At 63.4% G+C, this 20,780-nt stretch carries 14 protein-coding genes and 1 tRNA gene; 6 read left to right on the forward strand and 9 right to left on the reverse strand.

Going from position 1 to position 20,780, the window contains the following annotated elements; genetic code table 11:
- The first annotated feature begins 197 nt into the window (after window positions 1–197).
- A complete protein-coding gene (locus BM162_RS07730; RefSeq protein ID WP_093420599.1) occupies window positions 198–1,730 on the forward strand; it encodes a DNA cytosine methyltransferase in 1,533 nt (510 codons plus the stop codon).
- Between the two features lie 11 nt (window positions 1,731–1,741).
- Here the strand turns inward: BM162_RS07730 and BM162_RS07735 are convergent, their stop codons facing one another.
- The 5 genes from BM162_RS07735 to BM162_RS07755 all read right to left on the reverse strand — a co-directional run bounded on the left by BM162_RS07735 (window position 1,742) and on the right by BM162_RS07755 (window position 11,818).
- The gene (locus BM162_RS07735) at window positions 1,742–3,427 is read right to left on the reverse strand and encodes a nuclease-related domain-containing DEAD/DEAH box helicase (protein WP_093420075.1); all 1,686 of its coding nucleotides are present in this window, start codon (window positions 3,425–3,427) and stop codon (window positions 1,742–1,744) included.
- A complete protein-coding gene (drmB, locus tag BM162_RS07740) occupies window positions 3,427–5,286 on the reverse strand; it encodes a DUF1998 domain-containing protein (protein ID WP_093420078.1) in 1,860 nt (619 codons plus the stop codon). Before drmB ends, BM162_RS07735 begins: the two co-directional genes overlap by 1 nt.
- Window positions 5,276–8,470 carry a helicase-related protein gene (locus BM162_RS07745; protein WP_093420080.1) on the reverse strand — a complete coding sequence of 1,065 codons (3,195 nt, stop codon included), beginning with the start codon at window positions 8,468–8,470 and terminating at the stop codon, window positions 5,276–5,278. The genes drmB and BM162_RS07745 overlap by 11 nt, the downstream gene beginning before the upstream one ends.
- A gap of 5 nt (window positions 8,471–8,475) precedes the next feature.
- Window positions 8,476–10,350, reverse strand: coding sequence for a UvrD-helicase domain-containing protein (locus tag BM162_RS07750; protein ID WP_093420083.1), 1,875 nt, complete (start codon window positions 10,348–10,350; stop codon window positions 8,476–8,478).
- Between the two features lie 688 nt (window positions 10,351–11,038).
- On the reverse strand, window positions 11,039–11,818 hold the full coding sequence (locus BM162_RS07755) for a hypothetical protein (protein ID WP_143096118.1): 780 nt from the start codon (window positions 11,816–11,818) through the stop codon (window positions 11,039–11,041).
- Between the two features lie 577 nt (window positions 11,819–12,395).
- On the opposite strand from BM162_RS07755, the gene BM162_RS07760 reads away from it, so the two are divergent.
- Entirely contained in the window at window positions 12,396–13,037 is a 642-nt protein-coding gene (locus BM162_RS07760) for a DNA-binding protein (RefSeq protein WP_093420087.1), read from the forward strand.
- A 4-nt stretch (window positions 13,038–13,041) separates the two neighbouring features.
- Here the strand turns inward: BM162_RS07760 and BM162_RS07765 are convergent, their stop codons facing one another.
- A complete protein-coding gene (locus BM162_RS07765; protein ID WP_093420089.1) occupies window positions 13,042–14,733 on the reverse strand; it encodes a plasmid recombination protein in 1,692 nt (563 codons plus the stop codon).
- A 488-nt stretch (window positions 14,734–15,221) separates the two neighbouring features.
- Window positions 15,222–15,671 (reverse strand): hypothetical protein, encoded by a 450-nt coding sequence (locus BM162_RS07770; protein ID WP_093420092.1) that lies wholly within the window; start codon window positions 15,669–15,671, stop codon window positions 15,222–15,224.
- Here BM162_RS07770 and BM162_RS07775 point away from each other — a divergent pair.
- The 4 genes from BM162_RS07775 to BM162_RS07795 all read left to right on the forward strand — a co-directional run bounded on the left by BM162_RS07775 (window position 15,670) and on the right by BM162_RS07795 (window position 19,849).
- Window positions 15,670–16,101, forward strand: a complete 432-nt coding sequence (locus tag BM162_RS07775; protein ID WP_093420094.1) for a substrate-binding domain-containing protein — start codon at window positions 15,670–15,672, stop codon at window positions 16,099–16,101. The genes BM162_RS07770 and BM162_RS07775 overlap by 2 nt on opposite strands.
- A 492-nt stretch (window positions 16,102–16,593) precedes the next feature.
- On the forward strand, window positions 16,594–17,661 hold the full coding sequence (locus BM162_RS07785; protein ID WP_177215095.1) for a tyrosine-type recombinase/integrase: 1,068 nt from the start codon (window positions 16,594–16,596) through the stop codon (window positions 17,659–17,661).
- A gap of 206 nt (window positions 17,662–17,867) precedes the next feature.
- Window positions 17,868–18,782 carry an ankyrin repeat domain-containing protein gene (locus tag BM162_RS07790; protein ID WP_093420102.1) on the forward strand — a complete coding sequence of 305 codons (915 nt, stop codon included), beginning with the start codon at window positions 17,868–17,870 and terminating at the stop codon, window positions 18,780–18,782.
- A gap of 53 nt (window positions 18,783–18,835) precedes the next feature.
- Window positions 18,836–19,849, forward strand: coding sequence for a DUF4097 family beta strand repeat-containing protein (locus BM162_RS07795; protein WP_093420106.1), 1,014 nt, complete (start codon window positions 18,836–18,838; stop codon window positions 19,847–19,849).
- Between the two features lie 104 nt (window positions 19,850–19,953).
- Here BM162_RS07795 and BM162_RS07800 read toward each other — a convergent pair.
- Together BM162_RS07800 and BM162_RS07805 are read right to left on the reverse strand one after the other, a co-directional pair.
- A tRNA-Cys gene (locus BM162_RS07800) sits at window positions 19,954–20,027 on the reverse strand.
- 260 nt (window positions 20,028–20,287) lie between these two features.
- Window positions 20,288–20,689, reverse strand: coding sequence for a carboxymuconolactone decarboxylase family protein (locus BM162_RS07805; RefSeq protein ID WP_093420108.1), 402 nt, complete (start codon window positions 20,687–20,689; stop codon window positions 20,288–20,290).
- Window positions 20,690–20,780: the final 91 nt, after the last annotated feature.

Below are 20,780 nucleotides of genomic sequence, written 5' to 3' on the forward strand. Positions count from 1 at the left end.
TGCCCGGCCGCAGCCCACTGGCACACGTCACGCCCAAATCCGAAGTGGCCGACTTTTGCGCCGCCCGGTGGCCGGATTTTGCTCCGCCGTTGACAGGGAGCGGGTCTTCTGATCCACAATGTCTGTCATATGCATCCTGGTCTTCGTCACTGGACCTGGTATACATCGCCTGAATGAAATTCGTCAGGGTGCCAAGCTTGCCTCCTACTTTCGGCGTTGTTGACCTGTTCGCCGGACCGGGCGGACTTGGCGAGGGATTTGCGTCCCTGGTGGAGGACGGCCATGCGCCGTTCCGGATCGGTATCTCGGTCGAGAAGGAGGCCGCTGCACACCGAACCCTGACGCTACGTGCCTTTGTGCGCGAGTATCGGGCGCATCATGGAGGCTTGCCTCGACAGTACGTCGATTTTCACGCGGGTAAGTTGCCCCAACCGGACTGGCGGGAAGTCGATGCTTCTGCGTGGCAGCTCGCCGTCGATGAGGCTCGCGCTCTTGAGCTCGGCACCGAAGCCGCCGCAACCGTCATCGATGCCGCCATCGAAAACCTCAAGACCAAGTGCGATGATACGATCTTGATCGGAGGGCCGCCATGTCAAGCCTACTCCCTCGTGGGACGTGCGCGCTCGAGAGGTAAGATCGGCTACATCCCCGAGGAAGATGAGCGACACTATCTGTTTCGGGAGTACATCAGAGTTCTCGACAGGCTTCGCCCAGCCGCTTTCGTGATGGAAAACGTTAAGGGCATGCTCTCCTCGACGGTCGAGAGCCGGCTCGTGTTCGAGATGCTGATGGATGACCTCACATCTCTCGGAAAAAGCCGCGGCCACCAGTACGAACTGCGGTCAGTTCGGGTGGAAGATGGGAAGGCCAGCCTGCGTGAAGCGACGCGGCCTTCCGACTTCGTCGTACGCGCCGAAGAGTTGGGGGTTCCGCAGCGCCGTCACCGGGTAATCATCGTCGGGATCAGGGCTGACCTGGCAGGAAAGACGGCCGAGGCCGGCATCGTGGCCCCCGGACCGACGCGAACGGTCAGTGACGCCATTTCCAACATGCCCTACTTGCGGAGCGGCATCAGTCGCGGGGCGGACAACGCCGAAGACTGGCGACAGGAGGTTGTCGATGCTGCGAAACTGCTGGCGAGCATTTACGTCGGGAGGGACGATGAACCGCTGCGCAAAGCATTCTCTTCAGTAGCAGGGCGCTTGACGAGGGAGGCTCCGGATTGTCGGAAGGACACCCGTCTTCCTGAGACCTATGGCAGTTCAAGAGACGAACTGCTGCAATGGCTTGAGCGTCCGGAGCTTTGCGCAGTCGCCCAGCACGAGACGCGGGGACACATGACTTCGGATCTCGGCCGCTATCTCTTTGCTTCCGTGTTCGGGGCCGTCCGCGGCTACAGCCCGAAGGCCGCCGATTTTCCACTGGCGCTAAGCCCGGATCATCGCAACTGGCACAGCGGGGTGTTCAATGACCGGTTCCGGGTCCAGCTGGCCAATGAGGCCTCAACCACTGTCACGAGTCACATCTCGAAGGATGGTCACTACTTCATCCATCCGGATCCTCTGCAGTGCCGCAGCCTGACGGTGCGCGAAGCTGCGCGACTTCAGACATTCCCCGACGACTACCTGTTCATGGGCAACCGGACCCAGCAGTACGTCCAAGTCGGGAACGCCGTGCCGCCGTTTCTGGCACGCCACATTGCAGGGCTGATCCTGAGGGAGCTGGCTTGAGGGCAGGATGCTCAAGCACCTGACAACCCCTCCGACAACCACTTCGCCTCCATTGGCGATGACACTACGCACAGATATGCCCGCGCCCTTGAGAAAGCGACATAAGCAAGTTCGCGTTGGTCCATCTCGTCGCCGCTGACGATCAGCACTATTGCGGATCGTTCGAGCCCCTTAAATCGGCGTACAGTGTCCACGACCACGTCCTCGAGTGCCATGATTTCGGCATCGGTAAGCGGAATGCTGGTCCCGCTGCTTCTCTCGAGGAAGCTCGCCTTGGCGACAGGGCCGTTGACGAGCACAGCTATGTCACCGGGGGCTACTTCCTCGTTGAGAACGAGCCTTCGAAGCTCCCGGTACCCCGCCTCGACCTTCGCATCCGGACTCTCTGCGCTGACCCAAGACACTTCCAGGCCATCGGGCCCGTCCGCGACGATGTCTGGTCCCGAATAGTGGACCGATGCAGCCTTGTGGATATTCTTCGTATTCCTAAGGTTGCGGGAAAGGCGAACCGGAACCACGCTCAGATCGCGAACGCCATCTCCAGCGCTCTCGTAGACCCGTTGATTGCTGTCCATGAATACGCGGATACGTCCATCGGGCAAAAGGCAGGCATCCAGTGCGATCCACCAGTCGTCGCGGAAATCCTGACCTTCGTCGACGATGACGGTGTTCCATCGGAGCGCAGGCTGAGCCTCCATCGCGCGATAGAGAGCATTCGGCAGCGCACTCTCGTAGAGTTCCCTTTTGCTGATCCCGGAGGGCGCCGAGATGCCTGCCTGCCGTGAGCTCTGCCCGCACAGGGCGTGAAATCCGGAAACGGTGAGGTTCTCGACGTTCTTCAGCTTTCGTTCGAGGTTGCTTGCCAGCGGACGACTGTGACAGGTCAGGAGGGTCTTTTGCCCGGCCGCCGCGGATCTGAGCGCTTCCTCGATCGCTACAACCGTCTTGCCGGTACCTGCACCACCCCGAACAAGTGCCCGCGGGATATCAGCGATCATGTCGAGGATCTGGTACTGGGACGGCTCAAGGACGCGAAACTCCGTATCGGCTTCAGCCAGCGCGGCCCCAATCCGGAAGCTCAGCGTAAACGGATGCGCGAGAAGGCGTTCCAGCGCAGCAATGCCGTCACGACCCAGCGGTTCGCAGTTTGCAGGGCGCTGGCCGGCCTTGAGCCGCTCGGCAATCCACGCGCCAAGCCCATCGTGAAACTGCCTTGAATAGCAGAAAATCCGGGTCGGCCGGTCTGCGCCGAGATTGCCGGGAGGCGAGCCGGCGCTCGGGAAGATCACCCCGTGAGCAGCATGAACAAAGCGGCTTGGCCACCTCGGTGAATCATTCAGCCGTTTCAGGATCTCATGTTTTGCGCTGCGCGCCTGTGCAACAGGATCCTTGATCTTGTGGACGAACCCGCCATGATCCGTGCTGCGCCATTGGCTGTCCCTCGGGTCGAACGAGATTTCCCTGCCGCCCTTGACCTCGATTGCGAGGATGCCGTGCTCGGGATGTGCGATCAGGAAATCGCATTCGCCATCCTTCTCGTTTCCGAGCCTGTCGGTGCCCAGCCAAGGGCTCGAGTAGAAGACATGGAAGCTCTCGTCGAGTACCTCGGCGAGGCGATCGTAGACACGGACCTCTGCCTTTCGCCTCGGATCGTCCAGGACCGAACGAGGAAGTCTTTTGGGCCAGAGCACGGCCATCAGCTTCTCCGAAGCATCTTTTCGAAGTAGCCGAGACCCGAGCCCGTCCCGTCGCCGGTGATGAGCGCACGGTCGAGGAAGCTGTTGAACGCTTCACACGATGTCTCCGGGGCAAGACAGCAGGCGTGGCATACTGAATGGGAGTAGCTTTTCTCGGCTCCCATCATGTCGGTGATGCAGAGCGGGTCCGAGGAACACCATTCGATCGCATCGATTGCACGTTGGAGGATGCCTGCAATGCGCGTCGCTTTTCCTTGCCGTTCGAGCCCTCCAAGCGTCCCATCCGAGTCGGGGGTCGCGGTATAGATCAAAAGTCCGGCCATCGGCTCCTCGCCAGTCCCGGCATAGATCCTTTCCTGAAGTGACGCAGAGGAGTAGCCACATTCGAGCGTAAGCTGACGCATGAGAGTATGCGCGAGGGTGTGGCAGAGCATGTAGCGTGGGGTGATAGCCTCGGGTGGCTTCGCGTCTTCTCCGTATCGTTCCTTCCAGTCGGCCTGGTGCCGCGCCTCGCACTCGGAAACGCGCGCCACGACGTCTTCTCGCGTTTCCCACTTCGACAGGCGCTCCTCGTTCAGAGCAAGAAAGATGCCTTCGCCGCGGACCTCGATGGCTGGCAGCCATTCAAGCGGCTCCTTTGAGAGACGCGCCACCTCCGGCGAGTCGGGATCTCCCGGCGGGTTGATGCGGGTGAAGCCCTTGATGGCTCTGACTTCCCTCAGTCGTACGGCTCTCACCACCCGGGAAATCCATGGAGCAATCTCCGCGCCGACGACCTCCCGGCGTGTCTCGAAGTCGATGTCGCGCGTGCGACTGCGACCGGGCTCCGTGACGAATTGCCGATACTCTGCAGGTCTCAGGTCATCGGTCCGCAGCTGTCCGTAAGACGTGAGGCGGGCGCGGATCGCTTCCGCCAGTTCGGCGGGCGACATCTCGAGTTCCTTTAGAACGCTCTCAAGATCGCCCTTGGCAAGGAAGCCGATATATTCCTCGAGTTTCGACAGGTCGTCGAGGTTCGTCAGGGAGCTCCACCAGTCACCCAGCACTTCCTGAAGGCGGTCCGACCACGGCGGAATGCTCAACGCAGACTCCGTCACGGCGAAATACAGGTTCGAGGCCCCTCGCTGAACGGCGTACTGCTCCTTTCCGCAGTTCTCATCGCCATCGGCCAGCCATGGTCGGTGGCCGCGGCATTTGGGGCCGCGTTCCCACGTCTTCTTGGAGAACACGCCATCCATCGATCGGCGTGCACGGCACTTCGGGCAGCTGAGGATCAGCCCTGCGAGGCCCGGCTTCTCGGACCGCAGGACAAGTCCCGGGTGGCGATCCGTGTTTTCCCTTTTCGCGACCGAGCAATCCGGCTTGTGTGCGACCCACCAGTCCCAAGGAAACTCGTCAACGTGGCCATGCTTGCATGCCATGACAAAGCGGACGGGAATGACGAAAACCTTGCTGTCGCCATGTGCCTTTTCGGTGCACGTCGGGCAGTAGCGGTAGGCCTTCCCGGGGTCGTTCTTCCATCGGCGCTCAGGCTTGATGACATCGCAGCTGGGGCACTGCAGCCACCTCGGGAAGCGCACGGCAACAAGACGGCGGGTATCCGGATCGTCATCCTTTCCCCGCTCCAAGGTCACAGGGGGCGCTCTGAAGCCCTTGACGCCGAGCTTCTTCTGGAGGCGCGTCTCGCGGATGACCTGCGGGTGCGCCAGCCCGGCCGGGGGGAACGAGCGATCCCATTCCTCGAGCCCCGCGGCAATGCCAGAGACCGCTCCTCCGCCTGCTCTGAAATCCACGACGGAACCTGGACCAAATGTAGAAACGACCGCGCTTCGCCGCAGCTCCTGCAATTCATTCTTCATGCGTATCGTCCTTTGCCCTCAGTACTGGAGCCATCCTGAAGGGAGTTCCGGCCTCGACTGTCCGCATGGAGTTGAGAGTGGGCCAGGCGGCGCCGGAATCGCGGCCGGCAGCTCGACGAGCGGCAGCGCGCTCGGCACTCTGCAGGAGGGATTTCCCCCCCTTGTAGTCGCTCCAGTAGACCGTCGGCGTTCTCGCTCGCCATGTGTCGAGACGGCGTTCGAGCTCCTCCCGCACGGCCGTCTCTTCCGGATCGATCCGTTTTGCGCGCTCGACTATGAGGTCGATCAGATCCATTGCCTCGTCTTCCGCCTCGTCTTCCATTCGAGGGGAGTCGAGCATGTCGGTAGCCAGATGGCGTACCGCCGCCACAAGCGCAGCATGCAGCGCCCTGTCGCGAGCCCGCGATGCGAACGGTGTGACGCTGGTCGCCTCCACATCCCTGTACAGGGTGCGATGCCAGCTGCAGAACGTCTCGAAATGCGAACGGTCCCTTGCCTTGGCGTTGTTGAGGACCGATACGACGAGACCGCTCACGTCACCGCGCCCGACGCGGCTTGTCGACTGGATATACTCTGCGATCGTCTTTGGCTGCCCGTTGACCAGCATCAGACCCAGCCGGGAGATATCGACACCAACACTCACCATGTTCGTTGCCAGCACAGCATCGACCGCGCCGGGAGCACCAACCTTGATATCGAGAAGGTCGAGCATCTCGCGGATCTCCTCTTGGGTCCGGCGAGAGGTGAGCTCTTCGACATTGCTGAGAGGACGCTTTCCTTCCGATCGAGCGTTCGCATAGAGTGCGATACTGTCGGTGACGTCATCCTGCATTAGCACAAGGGCACCGCCCAATTCCCGAAGGGAGTTGAAGTAACCGACGAGTGTCCAGTACGCGTCCCGGCGGACATCGTCACTGAACGCTTCGAAGGCGGTCTGAAGCAGGGAGCCCGCCACCGCCTGCAGTGTAAACTTCGCGGATCGGCCCGCTGTCGTGACTCCGAGGTATCGCCGGCCTTTGGCGCTGGGGCGGCGGTCGCGTACGGCAAACCCCGAGTCGTCATGGTCGATGGCGGGTGGTGGAAACTGGAACGCCTCGCGATCGAAGAGGGCCAGAACCTGTTCCGGCGCCCTGCGGATCGTAGCCGTCGAGCCGATGACCTTGGCGCGATGTCCGCGCGCGGCGAACATCAGGTCGAATGCTGACTCGTAGATGCCTGCAATTGTCCCGAGCGGACCCGAAATGAGATGCAGCTCGTCCTGGATGATCAGGTCCGGAGGGGAACCTTCCGAGACGGCGAACAGGCTGTTGGTTCGCTTTTCACGGACCACCTGCGCGAACTTGTCTGCCGTTCCAATGATCAGCGTCGGTCGATTGTCGTAGACATCCTCGTCTACGGTATGGACGGGGAGCATCCCGTACATCGCGCATTCGGGGTTCCCGCACGATGCCTCTACGGGCGATGTCGGGCTTGTTATCGACCAGTTCAGCTTCGACTCGCAGGCAGGACAACGTGCAAGTTGCTTAGGCGAAGCCACTTCCTGCGAACGCTGAACGATGGAAGCGTACGCGGCGGCCCGCTTGTTAGGGGTAGCGTCACCGCCAACCCACAGGCCGATCGAAAAAGGCTCCTCGCCCTGAAGCGGCAGTCCCTCGGGAGCCGGTACTCGACCAGAGCGGATGGCCTCAAGTGCCACGATCATTGCGGCGGAACGCGCAAACTGTTGGGTCGTAAGAAGGCGAAGCGTGTAACGCATCAGGGCGCATACGCCGCTGTGATCCTCCGCATGGTCGGAGAGACGGCGGTAGACTGCAACGCACGCGATCAGCGCCAGATAGGCCTCAGTCTTGCCACCACCCGTCGGGAACCAGAGCAGGTCCATGACCCCTCGGTGCCCGTGATCCCGGATCACCGACGATGGAGCGCTCAGAAGCAGAAAGCCCAGCTGGAACGGGCGCCAGCGAAGAGGGCCGTGACGGCTCTTCGACTTGTCCCATGAGTGCTGCAGGTGCATGGCGAAGTTTGCCAGCTGGAAGGCTCTCCGCAGCCGCGGGTTCGCGCCGAGTTCATCGACGGAGGCTCGCATGCGACTCAGAGCCTTGTCGCACTGCATGAGATGCGCCTCGGCAACATGCTTCAATGCAGGGGCAACATCCCCCACGTCTTCCAGCCGCTTCCGCTGCGTATCGATCCACCGTGCGTAGGCGTCGCAGAAGGTCCGAAGTCCGTTCTGAAGGGTTGTCGGGTCGGCATAGGCAAGCGCCTCGGCCAGAAGGGGGTCGAAGGTCCCGCCCTCCTTTCCCAAGTCGGCGAAATAAGGATGACCATTGGGATCCACCCCCTCGACAATGGCCGAGGGCAGCCACGTCGTGGCAACCCAGCGAGCACGGGCGGGTGCGCCGGCCGAAGCCTCCGCTTCTTCCCACTCGGCCGAACAGACGTGGCCGACGGCAAACTCCGCCACGTTCCTGTAGAGAAGGGCTCCGCTTTCCTCGTCGGTGACCGTACCCGTTGCGCCGGCATTCGTCGGTTTTGCCGGGGCTGAACGCCTTGGCGGTTTCGGGACCAGCAGAGTACCCTCGCAGGGCTCGATACTGAGCGAGGTCTGAAAGAGGGATGCCGCCTCGATGTCGTTTCGATCCTGCTCCGGAACCACCGAGTTGACCAGGGAGAGTGTTGCCAGGACCGCATCCGCAACCCTGATGCATCTGACACTGAGGGAAACGTCGGGAAGGCCTTCGCCGTGTTCGGCAAGCCGTAGCTCGCGCGTCGGACCCGGCGACAACTCGAGGGCCGCAATTTCGGCCCCATGAGGTTGCCGAACCCATACATCGCCATCATCGCGTTTCTCGGCCCGATAGGTCCCGAAGCTGCAGACGACGCGCACCTTCGCGATACCGTCCGCGCTTGCGCTGAAGGATATGCCAGCAACTGAGGGCTTCTGGACCGATCCGGTTCGGACGGCTTCGCTTTCGCCATCGCTCTCCTCCGCGCTGCCCGCTCCAGCTGTGCCAAGACGATCGTCATCCTCCCCCGACATGGCGGTGCGCTGGGGCCACAGGATGCCGGTCAGGTAGACATCGGACGGCCGCGCAGGAAGTTCCTCGTCTTCGGCCCGGGGACCGACAAGGTCCTCGGCAAGCCTGAGGGCAACGATGTCTCTGTCCTCTGATCTGTCCTGCATGAGAGCTATTTCCGACGAAAGAAGAAGAATGGAGGAAAGGCCGCAATTCTCGGCGCAAGCACGAAGCCAGAGGTGGCCCAAGGCTCGTTGAGTGTCTCGAGGTCGCTGTCATCGGGACCCAGGACGATCGTCGCGCTGCCCTGACCCCGGACATGGTTCACGTAGCTCGGCGGCTTGTGACTGCGCCTCTGCTTCCTGTTCTCGAGTATTTTCCACAGGTCGAATGTCAGATTGCGTGACATGACTCCGACACAAGGCCCTTCGTCGCCAACCCGGATCCTGTAGCGCCAATCGAGGTCCGGATCCGCTTCCAGCTTGTAAGTGGTAATCACATCTGCAGCCTTTGCGAGAAAGGACTGGCCGGCTTTCGCATCGGCCGCTCTGAATTCGCTGCGGCCGACAAGTCCGGGAGCGGTGATGTCCCCGTCGCGACCAACTTCGACCATCGTGGATTTGCCGTTCCTCACGGATCGATGAACCCGTCCCGATGCGAGGGTCGACGCTCGGAAAGCGTTGCCCTCGCCGACGATGAGGGATGTGCGAGCGCGTGTGGCGCCGACAAAGAGCACTCTCGCTTCCTCTGCCTCGTCCTCGGCGGTCTCGAAATCTGCGCCGTTCGGAAGCAGCAATACGACGTTGCTGGCCTCACGGCCCTTGCTGGCGTGAATGGTTCCGACGATCGGTCCCTGAAGGCCAAACTCGGGGAGGGTCAGTTCCACCGGAGGACGGGCTTGGCCCAGCCTCCTCCTCAGCTTCTGCATATCGACCGAGCCATCCCTGCGCCCTGCAACGCGCAAGAGGTGCTGCCATGCTTCGGCCGGCCCGTAGTGCGGGGCAGCCTTGTTTTCGATGCGCGTAGCCCAGAGATCGAGGAAATGTCCCTCGCCCAGGTAGGATTCGACGAAATCCCAGAAGCAGATTGCGAGCCACGCCGGGAGCGTCGCTCCGTATCCTGACAATCGCAGCCGATGAGGAAGGTCGCAGAACTGTGCCGCCATCAGCACCTCGCCGCGGGTTCTGAAGAGCAGAAGGTCGTCTCTTGTGAAGTCGGCGACCTTCATCTGGGTCCACTTCAAGCCCTTCTTGTCTGCAAACTTCCGGATTTTCTCGGCCGTCTCGGCGTGAAAGCCGTCGCAATGCCTGTTCTTGTCGAGTACATCCTTCCGCAGATCGGAGAAAATCTTTCGCAGTCCCGGAGAGGACGTGCGATAGATCTCCTTCAGGATCAGCGTCTCGAAGCCCAAGGAACTTTCTGCGCGTAGCCTTTCGAGAAGCGCCTTCCCGGGTTTGGCAGCGCCACCCTTGCGGTGTCCGACACTGTCGTCTGAGAATCCATAGATGGCTTGGGCCTCGTCAGCGAAGACTGTGACACCGCAGTCAGACGGCAATCTCTTCACCAGTTCCTCGATCAGATCTGCCCGCTGCCCTACGAGGTCCTGTGCCTCGTCGATTACGACATGCTCGATCTGTGACAGTTCATCGGCCACATCCTTGTCCGACTTGAGGAGATCGATTACCCGGGCAATATTTTCTTCGTAGGACCCGGTCAGCCTCGCATTCGCGTCGTGCCCCGAGTGGATCGACCATGCATGAGAGTCGATCGTGGCTATCCTGATGGCGAAAGAGGCGTCGCCGACGTAGGAATGCAGCCGAGCGCGGATTTCCGCGACGGCGGTCCTTGTGAAGCTGATCATCCAAGTATTGCTCGGCTCGACGTCCTCGTCACTGATCAGGTAGGCGAGGCGCGCGCAGGCGACGGCCGTTTTGCCCGTTCCGGGTCCCGCTTCGACGACGAGCCTTGCGTCCGCTTCGGCCTCAATTACTCGAAGCTGGTCTGCATCCCAATCCGCCTCAAAGCTCGGATGCTTGGCAATGTTCATTGGAAATATACCTACTCGTCAATTTCCCCGGAGCCACGGTGGCATGCCTGCCGGCAGCGCGAATGCCCACTGTGCCAAGTGCCTTGGAGGCCGAACCGCCGACACAGGTCCGAGCGCTCTTGTCTAAGGCCATCTTTGCGGATGAAAACCCGATATGGCGGCTCAAGTTAGTTGCTCGGTTTGCCGAAATCCCGGATTACTTCGTTCGAGCGCTGCCGTTCACATGTTTCTCCCAGAACAGCCGGAACTCTGAACGCGAGGTGCTGCTCAAGCCTTCGGCGAATTTCGGACCTCTCATTGTCGACCTTGGCCTCCCAGCCCTCCGATGCGCATAATAGCTCTGAAGACGCACTCTCTGGGTCGTCGTCATGGCAGTCAAGGGGGCGACGGTGCGCAAAGCGAAAACGGGTGTGGTGGCAACACGGCTCTTGCTCGACTTGTCCGAAGAGAAGGAGCTCATGTCGAAGGCTCTTCAGAAAACCCACTTCGAGCTGGCTGGGTACCGCTGAGCACGTATTTAGGCGCATGAACCGTCGGGAACAGGTCACCTGCTCGTACAAGCGAACGAACGCGGTCAATTACGCTTTTTGGAGATGCTTCGCATGGCGAAGCGCAACAGGTTACCCATTTCGGCCCCACGGTCATTTCAGGGGCCACATGCGTTGGATTGTGTGGCCCCTGCCCGAGGTCACAAGGTAATCTCCGTATGCCCGATCCGTCGCTTCAGCTCGTCCGCGTCGAGCGTGCCGCTGCGCTGCCCATTCTTCACGGCGTAGGGCCGTGTCCCGACGGGGAACTTGTAGAGCTTCCCGGGGCTCCAGCTCGTCTTGTCATGCTGAACCTTTACCTCCACCCGGCTCGGCCGGACGTCAAAGGCTCCGGTCACCGGGCCGAGCAGGTAAGAGTGATCGAGCATCTCGCTCACGCGCATTGCCGCTCTCAGCCAACCATCCCGACAGAGGCTCCAAGGCCGGGCGGGCGCCTGGTCACCGATGCCCGGCAGGTCGAACTTCGGCCAGTTTCGTCCCGCAACCATGGCGGCGCGGCAGTAGAAGAGAATGTCGCAGGACGTGCGGCATCGCTGGATGTGCCCCGTGTAGAGCGGCGCGAACACCTTCGGCTTGAGGGAGTCCTCTCCCACCTTCCGGTGCAGCTGGAAGGTGAAGCGGCGCCCGTTGTCTGGTAGCTCGAGCATGGTGAACAGGCCTGCACTGCGCAGGCCTCGCAGGGAGTTTCGTAGCCACCGGCTGTCGTTGCATCCGGGCGTGCCGATTTCGGCGCGCAGTTCCGCGGCCCGAATCGTCTTCGGCCGCGCCGAGTTGGCGAGCACGAGCTCGGGCTGGTCATTCGTGGCGATCGACATGAACCAGTATGCGCCGAGGAACGTGCGCAGCTGATGCGCCGTGAGCTCGAGGCCTTCGAGCCTAAGTAGGACGTCGAGAGGAAGGCGGAAGCGGTAGCCGTGCATGTGAGCGGTCCAAGTGTTGTTGTGATGGTGCACTGGAACTGGACCCGCGCCTTCCTCCGCCAAAATCCCGCTGCCTACCGTCAGACCCGCCTTCGCTGCCGTGGAAAGCGGCCGACATTCCGTGAAGACCGCGCTGTTCTCCGTCTGAAGTCGTCTCGAGTCCGGATGCGCGGGACGAGACTCCGTTCTTTTCACCCAGCTTTCCGTCCACGTCCTCGCGAACAGAGCCAAGTCATTGTTTTCAGGGGCCGCAGCCAATGCAGTACTTTGCGGAACGTCTGGAGAAGTTCGTTGGAACCCCCCGGAACGGCGGACAGGGCGATGACCGCAAACTGCGAAGGGCGGGCAGGTCCGAAGAAGGGTTCCCTTGCAAACGTGACACCTGCCGGGACCGTGCCCCCTACGGCTGACGGAGACGGACCGGTGCGATGCCCTTACGTCATGCCGAGAATCGACGATTTTCTTTTCCGGGGCAAGACGGACAGCCCGAAGTCCCTTGGTGCCGCTTCATGACGAAGCGGTAGCGGTTGGTAGACCACCTACCGCTACCTACCACTACCAATGAAGGGTAGATCACATGGCTAAACCGACACCCAAGGCGCTCGACCCGCGCTACCACGCCAAGATCGCCGAGGCGGTCAAAACCATCCGCGCTGAAAAGGCGGAAAAGGGCCTCAAGAAGACTGAGGCGACGACCACAGAGGTTCACGAGAAGGTGAAGGGGTCGTGGCGCGACTTCGGCCCCGCCTTCGCCCTCGTCATGGAGCGGCTCCGGCAGGAAGAGGCTCTGGCCACCCAGGTGCCCGAGATGCCTGAAGAAGTCGCCGATATGGCGAACCGTCTCTGGCAACTCGCGTACCGCAGCTCGGACGCAGCCGCCGCCGAAGCACGTCACGCCCACGCGGCGAAGGAGCAGGATCTGCGCGACGAAAACGTGCAGCTGACGGAGGCCCTCGTGAAACTGGAGGACGAGCGCGACACGGCGCTCGAAATCGCGGAAAAAGAGAAGAGCGGACACGAGGAGGCTCTTCAGGAACTGGCGGCGGTCAAGCGCGAGTTCGAGGCGCTCAAGCAGCGTCGCCGTGGGCAGGCCGAGGTCATGTGGCGTCTCCGTGCACTGCACCGGCAGGCTGCGCCCGACGAAGCTTCCACCAACGGATCCGGACGCCCGGGCAATCGTGCGGACGCCCATGCAACCGAGAACCTTCCGCTGGCGTGAATGATCACCGGACCCGCTGGCGGCTTAGCCGGCGGGTCTTCCTTTGCGGGCGAAGCTCGGAATCCAGGTGGAGCTTCGCCCGTTCAGGGTCGATTGCCGCCGACGGGTCATGCTGGCCCGTGTCGATGTCGAGCCCGCGCTGCTTCGCCCCGACTTCGAGGACCCGCCGTCCCCGGTCGAAGTCTACACGCAGGTCCGGGTGCTCCTCGCACAGGAGGACGGCGTCGAGGCACGCCGAATGTCGCTCGAGGAGGGTTCTGTTGTCGAACCCGTCGAGTGCCTTCTGGGTCTCCGCTGGATCAGCGTCAGCGGGGACCGCCCAGGCACCCGGAAACGACTCCTCCGAGTAGTCGACCTCCGCCCCCGCTGCGACCGCGAGCAGGCGGGCGGCCTCGGGCAGGCTCGGGTCGGGCAGGTGTGCCGCGATGACCCGGGCGCGGCGGGCGGCTTCGGCCAGTGCGCGGTCGGCCTCCTGCTCACGCGCCTCGAGAGAGGCGATCTGCCTCGCGATCCGGACGAGCGGCGCCATGGCCGGCCGCACCGCGGCCGCCAGCTCCTCTCTGGACGCCTTTTCCCTCGGCGCGGCCGCGCCGAACTTCAGGCCCTCCGGCTCTCGCTCATTTTTCCCGGGACGGTGCGCCAGCACTTTTCCCTCGATTGCAGACACCCCGACCTCGAAAGCTCGTCCCAAGGCTTCTGTCGTGGCGTGCCGATCCGCCGCCGATCGCGAAAGCGCCCGGGCCTCCTTGAAGAGGTTTTCTGCTTGCCGCTCCCGTTCCGCTGCACGCCGCTCGGTCAGTTCGGCGAATTCGCGCGCGCTGTTCGCCATGACCCACTCGAGGAAGGCCTCCGCCTGCTGATGTGCCACGGTCTTCTCGGCCGCCAGTTGCCTGGCCAGACGGGCCTCCCGTCTCTCGCGCGGACTCACATGACGGCGCCGGGCGGACTCCGGGATGTCAGCCTCACGGGCCTCGCGACGTGCCTTGGCTGACCGTGCACCACGCGCGAGGCCGACGTCGGCGAACCACGCGCCGGCCGCATCCTGCGCGCGCTCATAGTTGGCGAGGAGAGGGTTGCTCGACGGCTGTATGAGGTCCTGTTTCCCGCGCCGCGCCGAGGTCTTCTCGGTCCGCTGTAGCAGCAGTGCGTGAAAGTGCGGGGTCTGCTCGTCCAGGTCGAGACGGAGATGGCGCACGGCGCCGGGAAAATGCTCCTCGAAGAAGCGGCGGCCGCGCTTCTCGAATTCCCGTATCTTTTTCCCGCAGAGCCGGTTCCGCACCGTCTCGCCGTTTTTCCCGACACCATACGTCACGACGACGTCGTCCCCCGGTGTATCGTGGGTGGCGTGGAAGAATTCCTTGTTGGCCGTGAGAATGGCTTCGCGCAGCGGACCCCCTTCCGACGCTTTCCAGGGATCCTGCAGGCCCGCTTCCCGGCGCCGCTTCGCCTGCGCCTTGCGCTTCTGCCGGAGCAGAGCCTCGACTTCCTCGTCGCGGTTGCGCCGCTTCATCGCACGGATCTCCGCGCGGACCTCACGGGCGAAATCCGGCCCCACGAGGGTCCGGTTTCGCGCCGCGAAGTCACGCTCGACATGATCCAGAGGCCCGCCGGTGCGGCGGGCATGCATCGCCATCCGCCCGAGGGCGGCCGGGAAAAGCGACTGGAAACGCAGAACGACCGGGTGCTCTCGCGACATCTCCACCTCCTTTGGGATGAGGAGGAGATCGCGCCTCGAGCGGGAATTCGCTCCCTTCGGCCGACCTCGGGTCGGCGAAGACGTACTCACTAAGCAAGTGCCACTCCGCCTGCGGCTCCGGTGCACTTGCCGTTCGCCAGGGCCAGCCCTGAAACCCGCCGGGGAGCGCGTTCCGCACTCTCCCCGGACCCCTCCCGCTCGCGCGCCGCGCGGCGAGGAGAGGGGCGTCCCCTCTCCTCGACCTCTCCCCGATCAGAACCGCGACGGCCGCAACCGTCGCGGCGTGCAGTGGGCATGGCTGGGAAGCAGCGGGTCGCGCCATCCTGCCCGCCGCGTCTCGTTGCGAAGCCGCGGCGGACAGGACGGCGCGACGAACCTCCGGATCAGAACATCACGGCTTGACGCCCAGGATCGGGCGCAGACCGGAGGGAAGAATGAAGGCACTCGCTAACCGAAACTGGCACCTCGCGACCGGGCCTACGGCTCCTCTACGTCACTTCATCGAGGAGCACGAAGACACGCTGATAAAGGCCGCGCGTCTTCTCGGCGGCCCGGATGGGGTCGCCCTGGCCATGCAAGCCGTGCAGCGGCTCCGACAGGAGAGCTGGCTCAGCGGCGGCACCCGTCGTCGGCTGCATGCTCTCGTCGCTCTGCTGGCACTGGAGCACGTGCACGACCACGATCGCGTCGAAGGCGGGTATTTCGCCGCTCTCGATCCTGGAAGCGCGGAGGCGGAAGAGGTCTGCCTGCTCGTCGATCGCCTCCGAGCCGCCATGGACGAGTGCGCTGGGGCTGAGGCGCGTCTCAGGCGCCCGGCAATGCAGGGAAGCCGCCCCGCCGCGTGAACGGCTACACCGCCGCCCGTCGGCGGTGTCTTGACGGCACCAGGTGACAAGAGCGGCCGGTGCCGCTCGCTGGATGCCCGGAGAGAACACCATGTCAAAACCGTCCTTCAACAACATGCCGAAGGCGAACCACCGCGCGGTTCTGCACTACTTCGACAGCGACGCCCTGCCGCACGACCAGCGGACCCTCGCAATCGCGGCGGACGGGCTTGCCGCGGCACGGCGGGCACGTCCGCTTCTGGACGACATCCCTGAAGACCTTGCCGTCGAGATTCCCGATCTGCTCCGCATCCTGCGGGACAGCATTGCGCGCAGGGCGATCTTCGTTCCGGCGTTCCGCGAGGCGGCCGAGCAGTTCCGCCGCATCGGAGCTCGTCTACTCGAGAGCCGGTACCCGGACGACGAGCACTTGCGCGAGGCCGTCATCATGGTCGGTGAAGCGCTGGACGCATCCGAGCGCGTCGAGGATCTCGTTGCCGCCGCGGCGCTGATGAAGACGGTTGCCGCTGCTCGCGCCCGTTGACAGGGACGGAGAGCGCGGACCGCAGAGTCACGAGGCGGTCTTACGGAGCGCTCGGTCGAAAGTTTGTTTTCCAGTATTCCAACAGGTTAGTGGAAATTCGGAAGGAATCTGCGTTCGTGGTTTCCAAGTCAGACGCAGTTCCTCGGCTCAAGAAGCTGAGGAAAAAAATGAGCAGAATGGCCACCCCCGCGGATTTCCTGACGCATGCAGCACACCCGGCGTTTTCGGGCATTCGCCTGATGTCCGGCGAAGAACTCGCAGCGCTCCTCCGTTTCGAGGGCGTGACCTCGAGCTTCCGGGCGTGGTGCGCCCAAGCCGGCATTAGGCCGGTGCCGGGTCGGCGCGACGTCTACGACCCCGTTCACGTCCGTCGGCGTCTGGACGCCATTCAAATGCAATCCGCGGAGCCCGAAGCCGACGCGCCGGTCCGCACCCCCATGGAACAGAGGAGGGCGCGCCGTGCCCAGGGTTGAGGTCAAAGGACTCCATCGCGTGAAGAAGAAACTCGCGAACGGGACCATCTGCGAATATCACTATGCCTTCCGGGGCGGGCCGAAGTTCTGGGACAGCTGGGAACCGTTCGCAGCAGGCACGCCGGAGTACTGGAACGCCTACTGGGAGAAGCTGGGCGCTCGACGCAGCCCGGCCGCGTCCAAGGGCGCCCTGACCACGGCGGAGGTCATCCGACGCTACCGCGCGTCGCCGGACTATACGAGCAAAGATATCCGAACACGGAAGGACTACGACAAGTTCCTCGACCCCTTCGAAGCCGAGTTTGGCGAAGACAGCATCAGGCTGTTCGAAGACATTGAATCTGTTGCCGAGATCCGTGACTGGAAGCAGAAGTGGGCACACTCGCTGCGTGAGTACGACTACGCGACCGCGGTCGTCACGCTGTTCCTGAATTGGGCGAAGAACCAGGAGAAGTGCATCCTGGTGCATCATCACATCGGACAGAAGAAGCACTACAAGGCGGAGCGCGCCGACATCGTGTGGCGCCCCGAAGAGATCCAGGCCCTGCTCGAGGTCGCGAACGAGCGTGAAAAGCGGATCATCTGGGCCGCTCAAGGCGGCCTCTCGCCCCAGGATGTCGGCATCATCACGAGGCACCACGTCGAGGAGACGCCCGGCGGTCGCCGGATCCAATGGCGCCGCACGAAGACCGGGAAGCCGTTCAACATCCCGGTGACGGACGACCTCGCGCGTCTCATCGACACCACCCCGCCGGACCAGGAGTATCTCGTCGTATCGCTACGGGGAAAGCGACTGAAGGAGCACCGTGTGTCCGGTATCGTTCGCGATCTGAAGGCGCGTGCAAACGAGAAGAAGCCTGGCAGCGTTCGCAAGGAGCTTCGCCCGTATGACCTGCGCGAGACTGCGGCCACGAGGCTGTTGCGGGCCGGATGCTCTCTGAACCAGATCGCGGTCTGCATGGGCTGGGGTGTGCGCCATGCGGCGAACGTCATTCAGAAATACGTGGCGCTGGTGCCGGAGGAATCCGACCGGGTGCGTGACCTGCTCCGTGACTGGGAGCAGGCCGACAGGCGGCGTCGGCCGTAAACGGGTTCGGCAGACTCCGCCGCCCGACGGCCGAGCCTGCCGAAGCCGCTTTCCCTGTTTGGCAGCTGCCACGGACAGCGAAGAATCTCTTCCTCTCGTGTTCGACAGCCCGGGAAGGGCCGGTTAGTCTTCAGGTTGAACGGTTCGACCGGAACGAGGGACATCGGCGCCGGGAGGACGAGGCAGGGAAGCGGGTACAGGCGGGTATGCTTCTGAAGATAGCACTGTCGGTCGTCGCCATCGGCATGGGACAGGCCGCGCTGGCCGGACAGGAGGCCTGCACGAACTGGCTCGACGGCACCTTCTGGCAGTCCGCGGCCAGCTCCGATGTGGCCGAATGCCTGGCTGGCGAGATTGCCGTGAACGGCCGGACATCCCACGGCGAGACGCCTCTGCACCTTGCGGTGGAACACGGGCGCTCTCCTGCGATCCTGCGGATGTTGCTGGAGCGTGGCGCCGACCCGGACCTGACCGACGAGAAGGGAAGGACGCCCCTGCACGTCGCTGCCGAGAGTGCGGTGGACGCGGCCGTGCCGGTGACGCTCCTTGCCTGGGGCGCAGACGTCGAGGCAGCCCTTCCGGGCGACACGTGCGAGTGGCCGCGCCGGCTGTGCGCGACCCGTCCGCTCCATCTCGCCGCCGGCCGGTCCGACGGCATAGACATCGCCGCCGCCCTGATCGTGGCTGGAGCCGATCCCGACGCGGAAGACGAAGCCGGGAACCGGCCATTGCACCTCGCCGCGTCCATCGGGGCGACTGAGGCTGTCCGTCTGCTGCTTCAAGCCGGGGCGACGCATGATGCCTCGGATTTCGATGGCGAGACGGCTCTTCACGCCGCGGCGCGCCAACCCGAAGACGTCATCCAGGTGATATCCCTGCTGCTGGAGCGCGGGCTTTCGCCCGACACGCCCGATGACGACGAGGGCGTGACACCGCTGATCCTCGGCACCCGCTACAGCACGGAGCCTGCGGCGGTGCACCTGCTCCTCAAGGCCTCGGAGACCCCCTGTTACGCTGACGAAAAGGGCCGTGCCGCCCTCATGATGTGGGACGACAACGACAGGCTGGCGCGCGACGACAGCTACTGGGCCCTGCACGAAGAGTGCCTGAAGGCGGAGTGAGGGCATTGCGCGCCATTCGCGATCTCGTAGCCGCGGCCCGCAGGAGTGCCTTCGTGCTCGTCGTCGCCGCCGTGCTCGCGCTTCAGGTCGTCTCCTTCGCCTCGACCGCGGTCGTCGGCACGATGGCTGGCCTGCTCGGCAGCCTCGGGATCACCTCGGGGGTCGTCGACCTCGTCGACGAGATGCGGGTGCTGAGGAAGGAGAACCGCGATCTCACGACCAAGAACGGGAATCTGAGAGCGGAGAACGGGAAGCTGGAGACCCAGAACGGGAACCTGAAAGCCGAGAACGGGAAGCTGGAGAGCCAGAACGGGAATCTGAGAGCGGAGAACGGGGAGCTGGAGAGCCAGAACGGGAACCTGAAAGCCGAGAACGGGAAGCTGGAGACCCAGAACGGGAACCTGAAAGCCGAGAACAGGACGCTGAAGACCGAGAACGGGAAGCTGAAGGATGTAAATGGGCGCTTGAAGACCGCAAACGCCTCCCTCTCCGCCACGGTGGCGGAACTGAAAGGCCAGGTCGCGGACGCAGACATCACGATCGAAAAGCAGACGACGCGCATCGCGGACCTTGAGAGCAACCTCGGCGAGGCCAACGACATGGTCGCGAAACAGGCAGGGACCCTGAAGGACCTGAGGCGCGGGGCCGGGACGCTGGCCGAGGACATCTCCGAGCGAACCGCGAAGGTCGCCGCCCGCAACATCGCGTCGATGCCGATGGAGTCGGTGCCGGTACTGGGAGCCGTCACGATCGTCGTGGTGACCGGCCTGGAGGTCTACGATGCCTGCACGACGCTCCGGGATACGACGGAGCTGGCGCGTAGGGCCGGCGTGAAGCGGAGCGACTTCGAGCGGCGCGCCAGCGACATCTGTGCGCGTGTCGTCGGCCGGCCGTCCCTGCCCGAGGAGATGACGATCGAGCAGTGCGAGGCCTACGCCGACCGCGCCGGACGCGAGATCGATCCCGAGGTCGCGAACGAGGTACGGCAGATCTGCGCGTGCATGCGCCTGCCCGACGGCTGCGCGGAGCCTCAGGCTTCGGTTTCGCCGCCGGTCGACATGCCCTGATTAGGGCGATCTGCGGGGCGATAGCGGCTGCCTTCTGTAAACCGGCTGTAAACCGCTGTCCTTCCGGGGAAAGGCGAACCGGCCTGAAGCCCTTGAAAAGAAGGTGGAGGCGAGTACCGGAATCGAACCGGTGTACACGGATTTGCAATCCGCTGCGTAACCACTCCGCCAACTCGCCACCTGTCGCTCACATACGGCAGCACCGCGGAGTGTGCAAGCCAATGAAGCGGGATCTGTGATCCGGAGCCATCGGGTTCGCTTGTGTAGCGCTTCCGACTCGACAGCTGGACCTGGTGCCGGCGCGCCTCCTCGGTTCCGAGAACGCGGACGGGCTGGACGTGGCGTGTGGTTGCGTCCGCCGAGGGCCTCCAGGACATCTCGCCAAGAGGCCCTCGGCTCCTTCGGGAGGGATGTGAGTCCCCGAAAGGCAGGGCGGCCTTAGTTGGAGGCTGCCGACATCGAGTCGTATTCTTGCTTGAAGGCGTCCAGGTCGTAGCTCATGCCGTTAAGGACCGTGCTCCAGTTCCTGACGGCGCCCGCCGTTGCGACGGCGGCGCGAATCTCCTCTTCAGTGGCGCCGGCGTTCCGTGCGCCGGAGGCGTGGGCGTAGACGCAATAGTCGCACGGGATCTGCGCCGAAACCCCTAGGGCAACGAGTTCGCGGGTCTTGGCGTCAAGTGGCGAGTCCGGGCCCGAGAGCGAGCCATACCACTGCATCGCTTGGTCCAGCGACGACGATGGATAAGTCTCGGCGAAGAAGTTGGGCGCATCCTGGGAGGCTGCTGGAGTTGCGGATAATGCCGCACATGCGATCGCGAGGAAACACAGGTGGGTCTTCATGACAAACCCTCCTTTTTTGCGAATGCGTTGATCTTAGCACGAGTCGCACGCGATCCCGAGACGTTCCGGTACCCCTGGCTGCGTTTCATCC

Source organism: Tranquillimonas alkanivorans (assembly GCF_900115595.1).
Taxonomy (GTDB): Bacteria; Pseudomonadota; Alphaproteobacteria; order Rhodobacterales; family Rhodobacteraceae; genus Tranquillimonas; species Tranquillimonas alkanivorans.

Excerpts from the sequence above, each read along its gene's own strand:
- BM162_RS07760 (WP_093420087.1), top strand. The coding sequence starts at position 12,396 with ATGGCTAAACCGACACCCAAGGCGCTCGACCCGCGCTACCACGCCAAG.
- BM162_RS07790 (WP_093420102.1), top strand. The coding sequence starts at position 17,868 with ATGCTTCTGAAGATAGCACTGTCGGTCGTCGCCATCGGCATGGGACAG.
- BM162_RS07750 (WP_093420083.1), bottom strand. The coding sequence starts at position 10,350 with ATGAACATTGCCAAGCATCCGAGCTTTGAGGCGGATTGGGATGCAGAC.
- BM162_RS07770 (WP_093420092.1), bottom strand. The coding sequence starts at position 15,671 with ATGGTGTTCTCTCCGGGCATCCAGCGAGCGGCACCGGCCGCTCTTGTC.
- drmB (WP_093420078.1), bottom strand. The coding sequence starts at position 5,286 with ATGAAGAATGAATTGCAGGAGCTGCGGCGAAGCGCGGTCGTTTCTACA.
- BM162_RS07775 (WP_093420094.1), top strand. The coding sequence starts at position 15,670 with ATGTCAAAACCGTCCTTCAACAACATGCCGAAGGCGAACCACCGCGCG.
- BM162_RS07805 (WP_093420108.1), bottom strand. The coding sequence starts at position 20,689 with ATGAAGACCCACCTGTGTTTCCTCGCGATCGCATGTGCGGCATTATCC.
- BM162_RS07735 (WP_093420075.1), bottom strand. The coding sequence starts at position 3,427 with ATGGCCGTGCTCTGGCCCAAAAGACTTCCTCGTTCGGTCCTGGACGAT.
- BM162_RS07765 (WP_093420089.1), bottom strand. The coding sequence starts at position 14,733 with ATGTCGCGAGAGCACCCGGTCGTTCTGCGTTTCCAGTCGCTTTTCCCG.
- BM162_RS07755 (WP_143096118.1), bottom strand. The coding sequence starts at position 11,818 with ATGCACGGCTACCGCTTCCGCCTTCCTCTCGACGTCCTACTTAGGCTC.
- BM162_RS07745 (WP_093420080.1), bottom strand. The coding sequence starts at position 8,470 with ATGCAGGACAGATCAGAGGACAGAGACATCGTTGCCCTCAGGCTTGCC.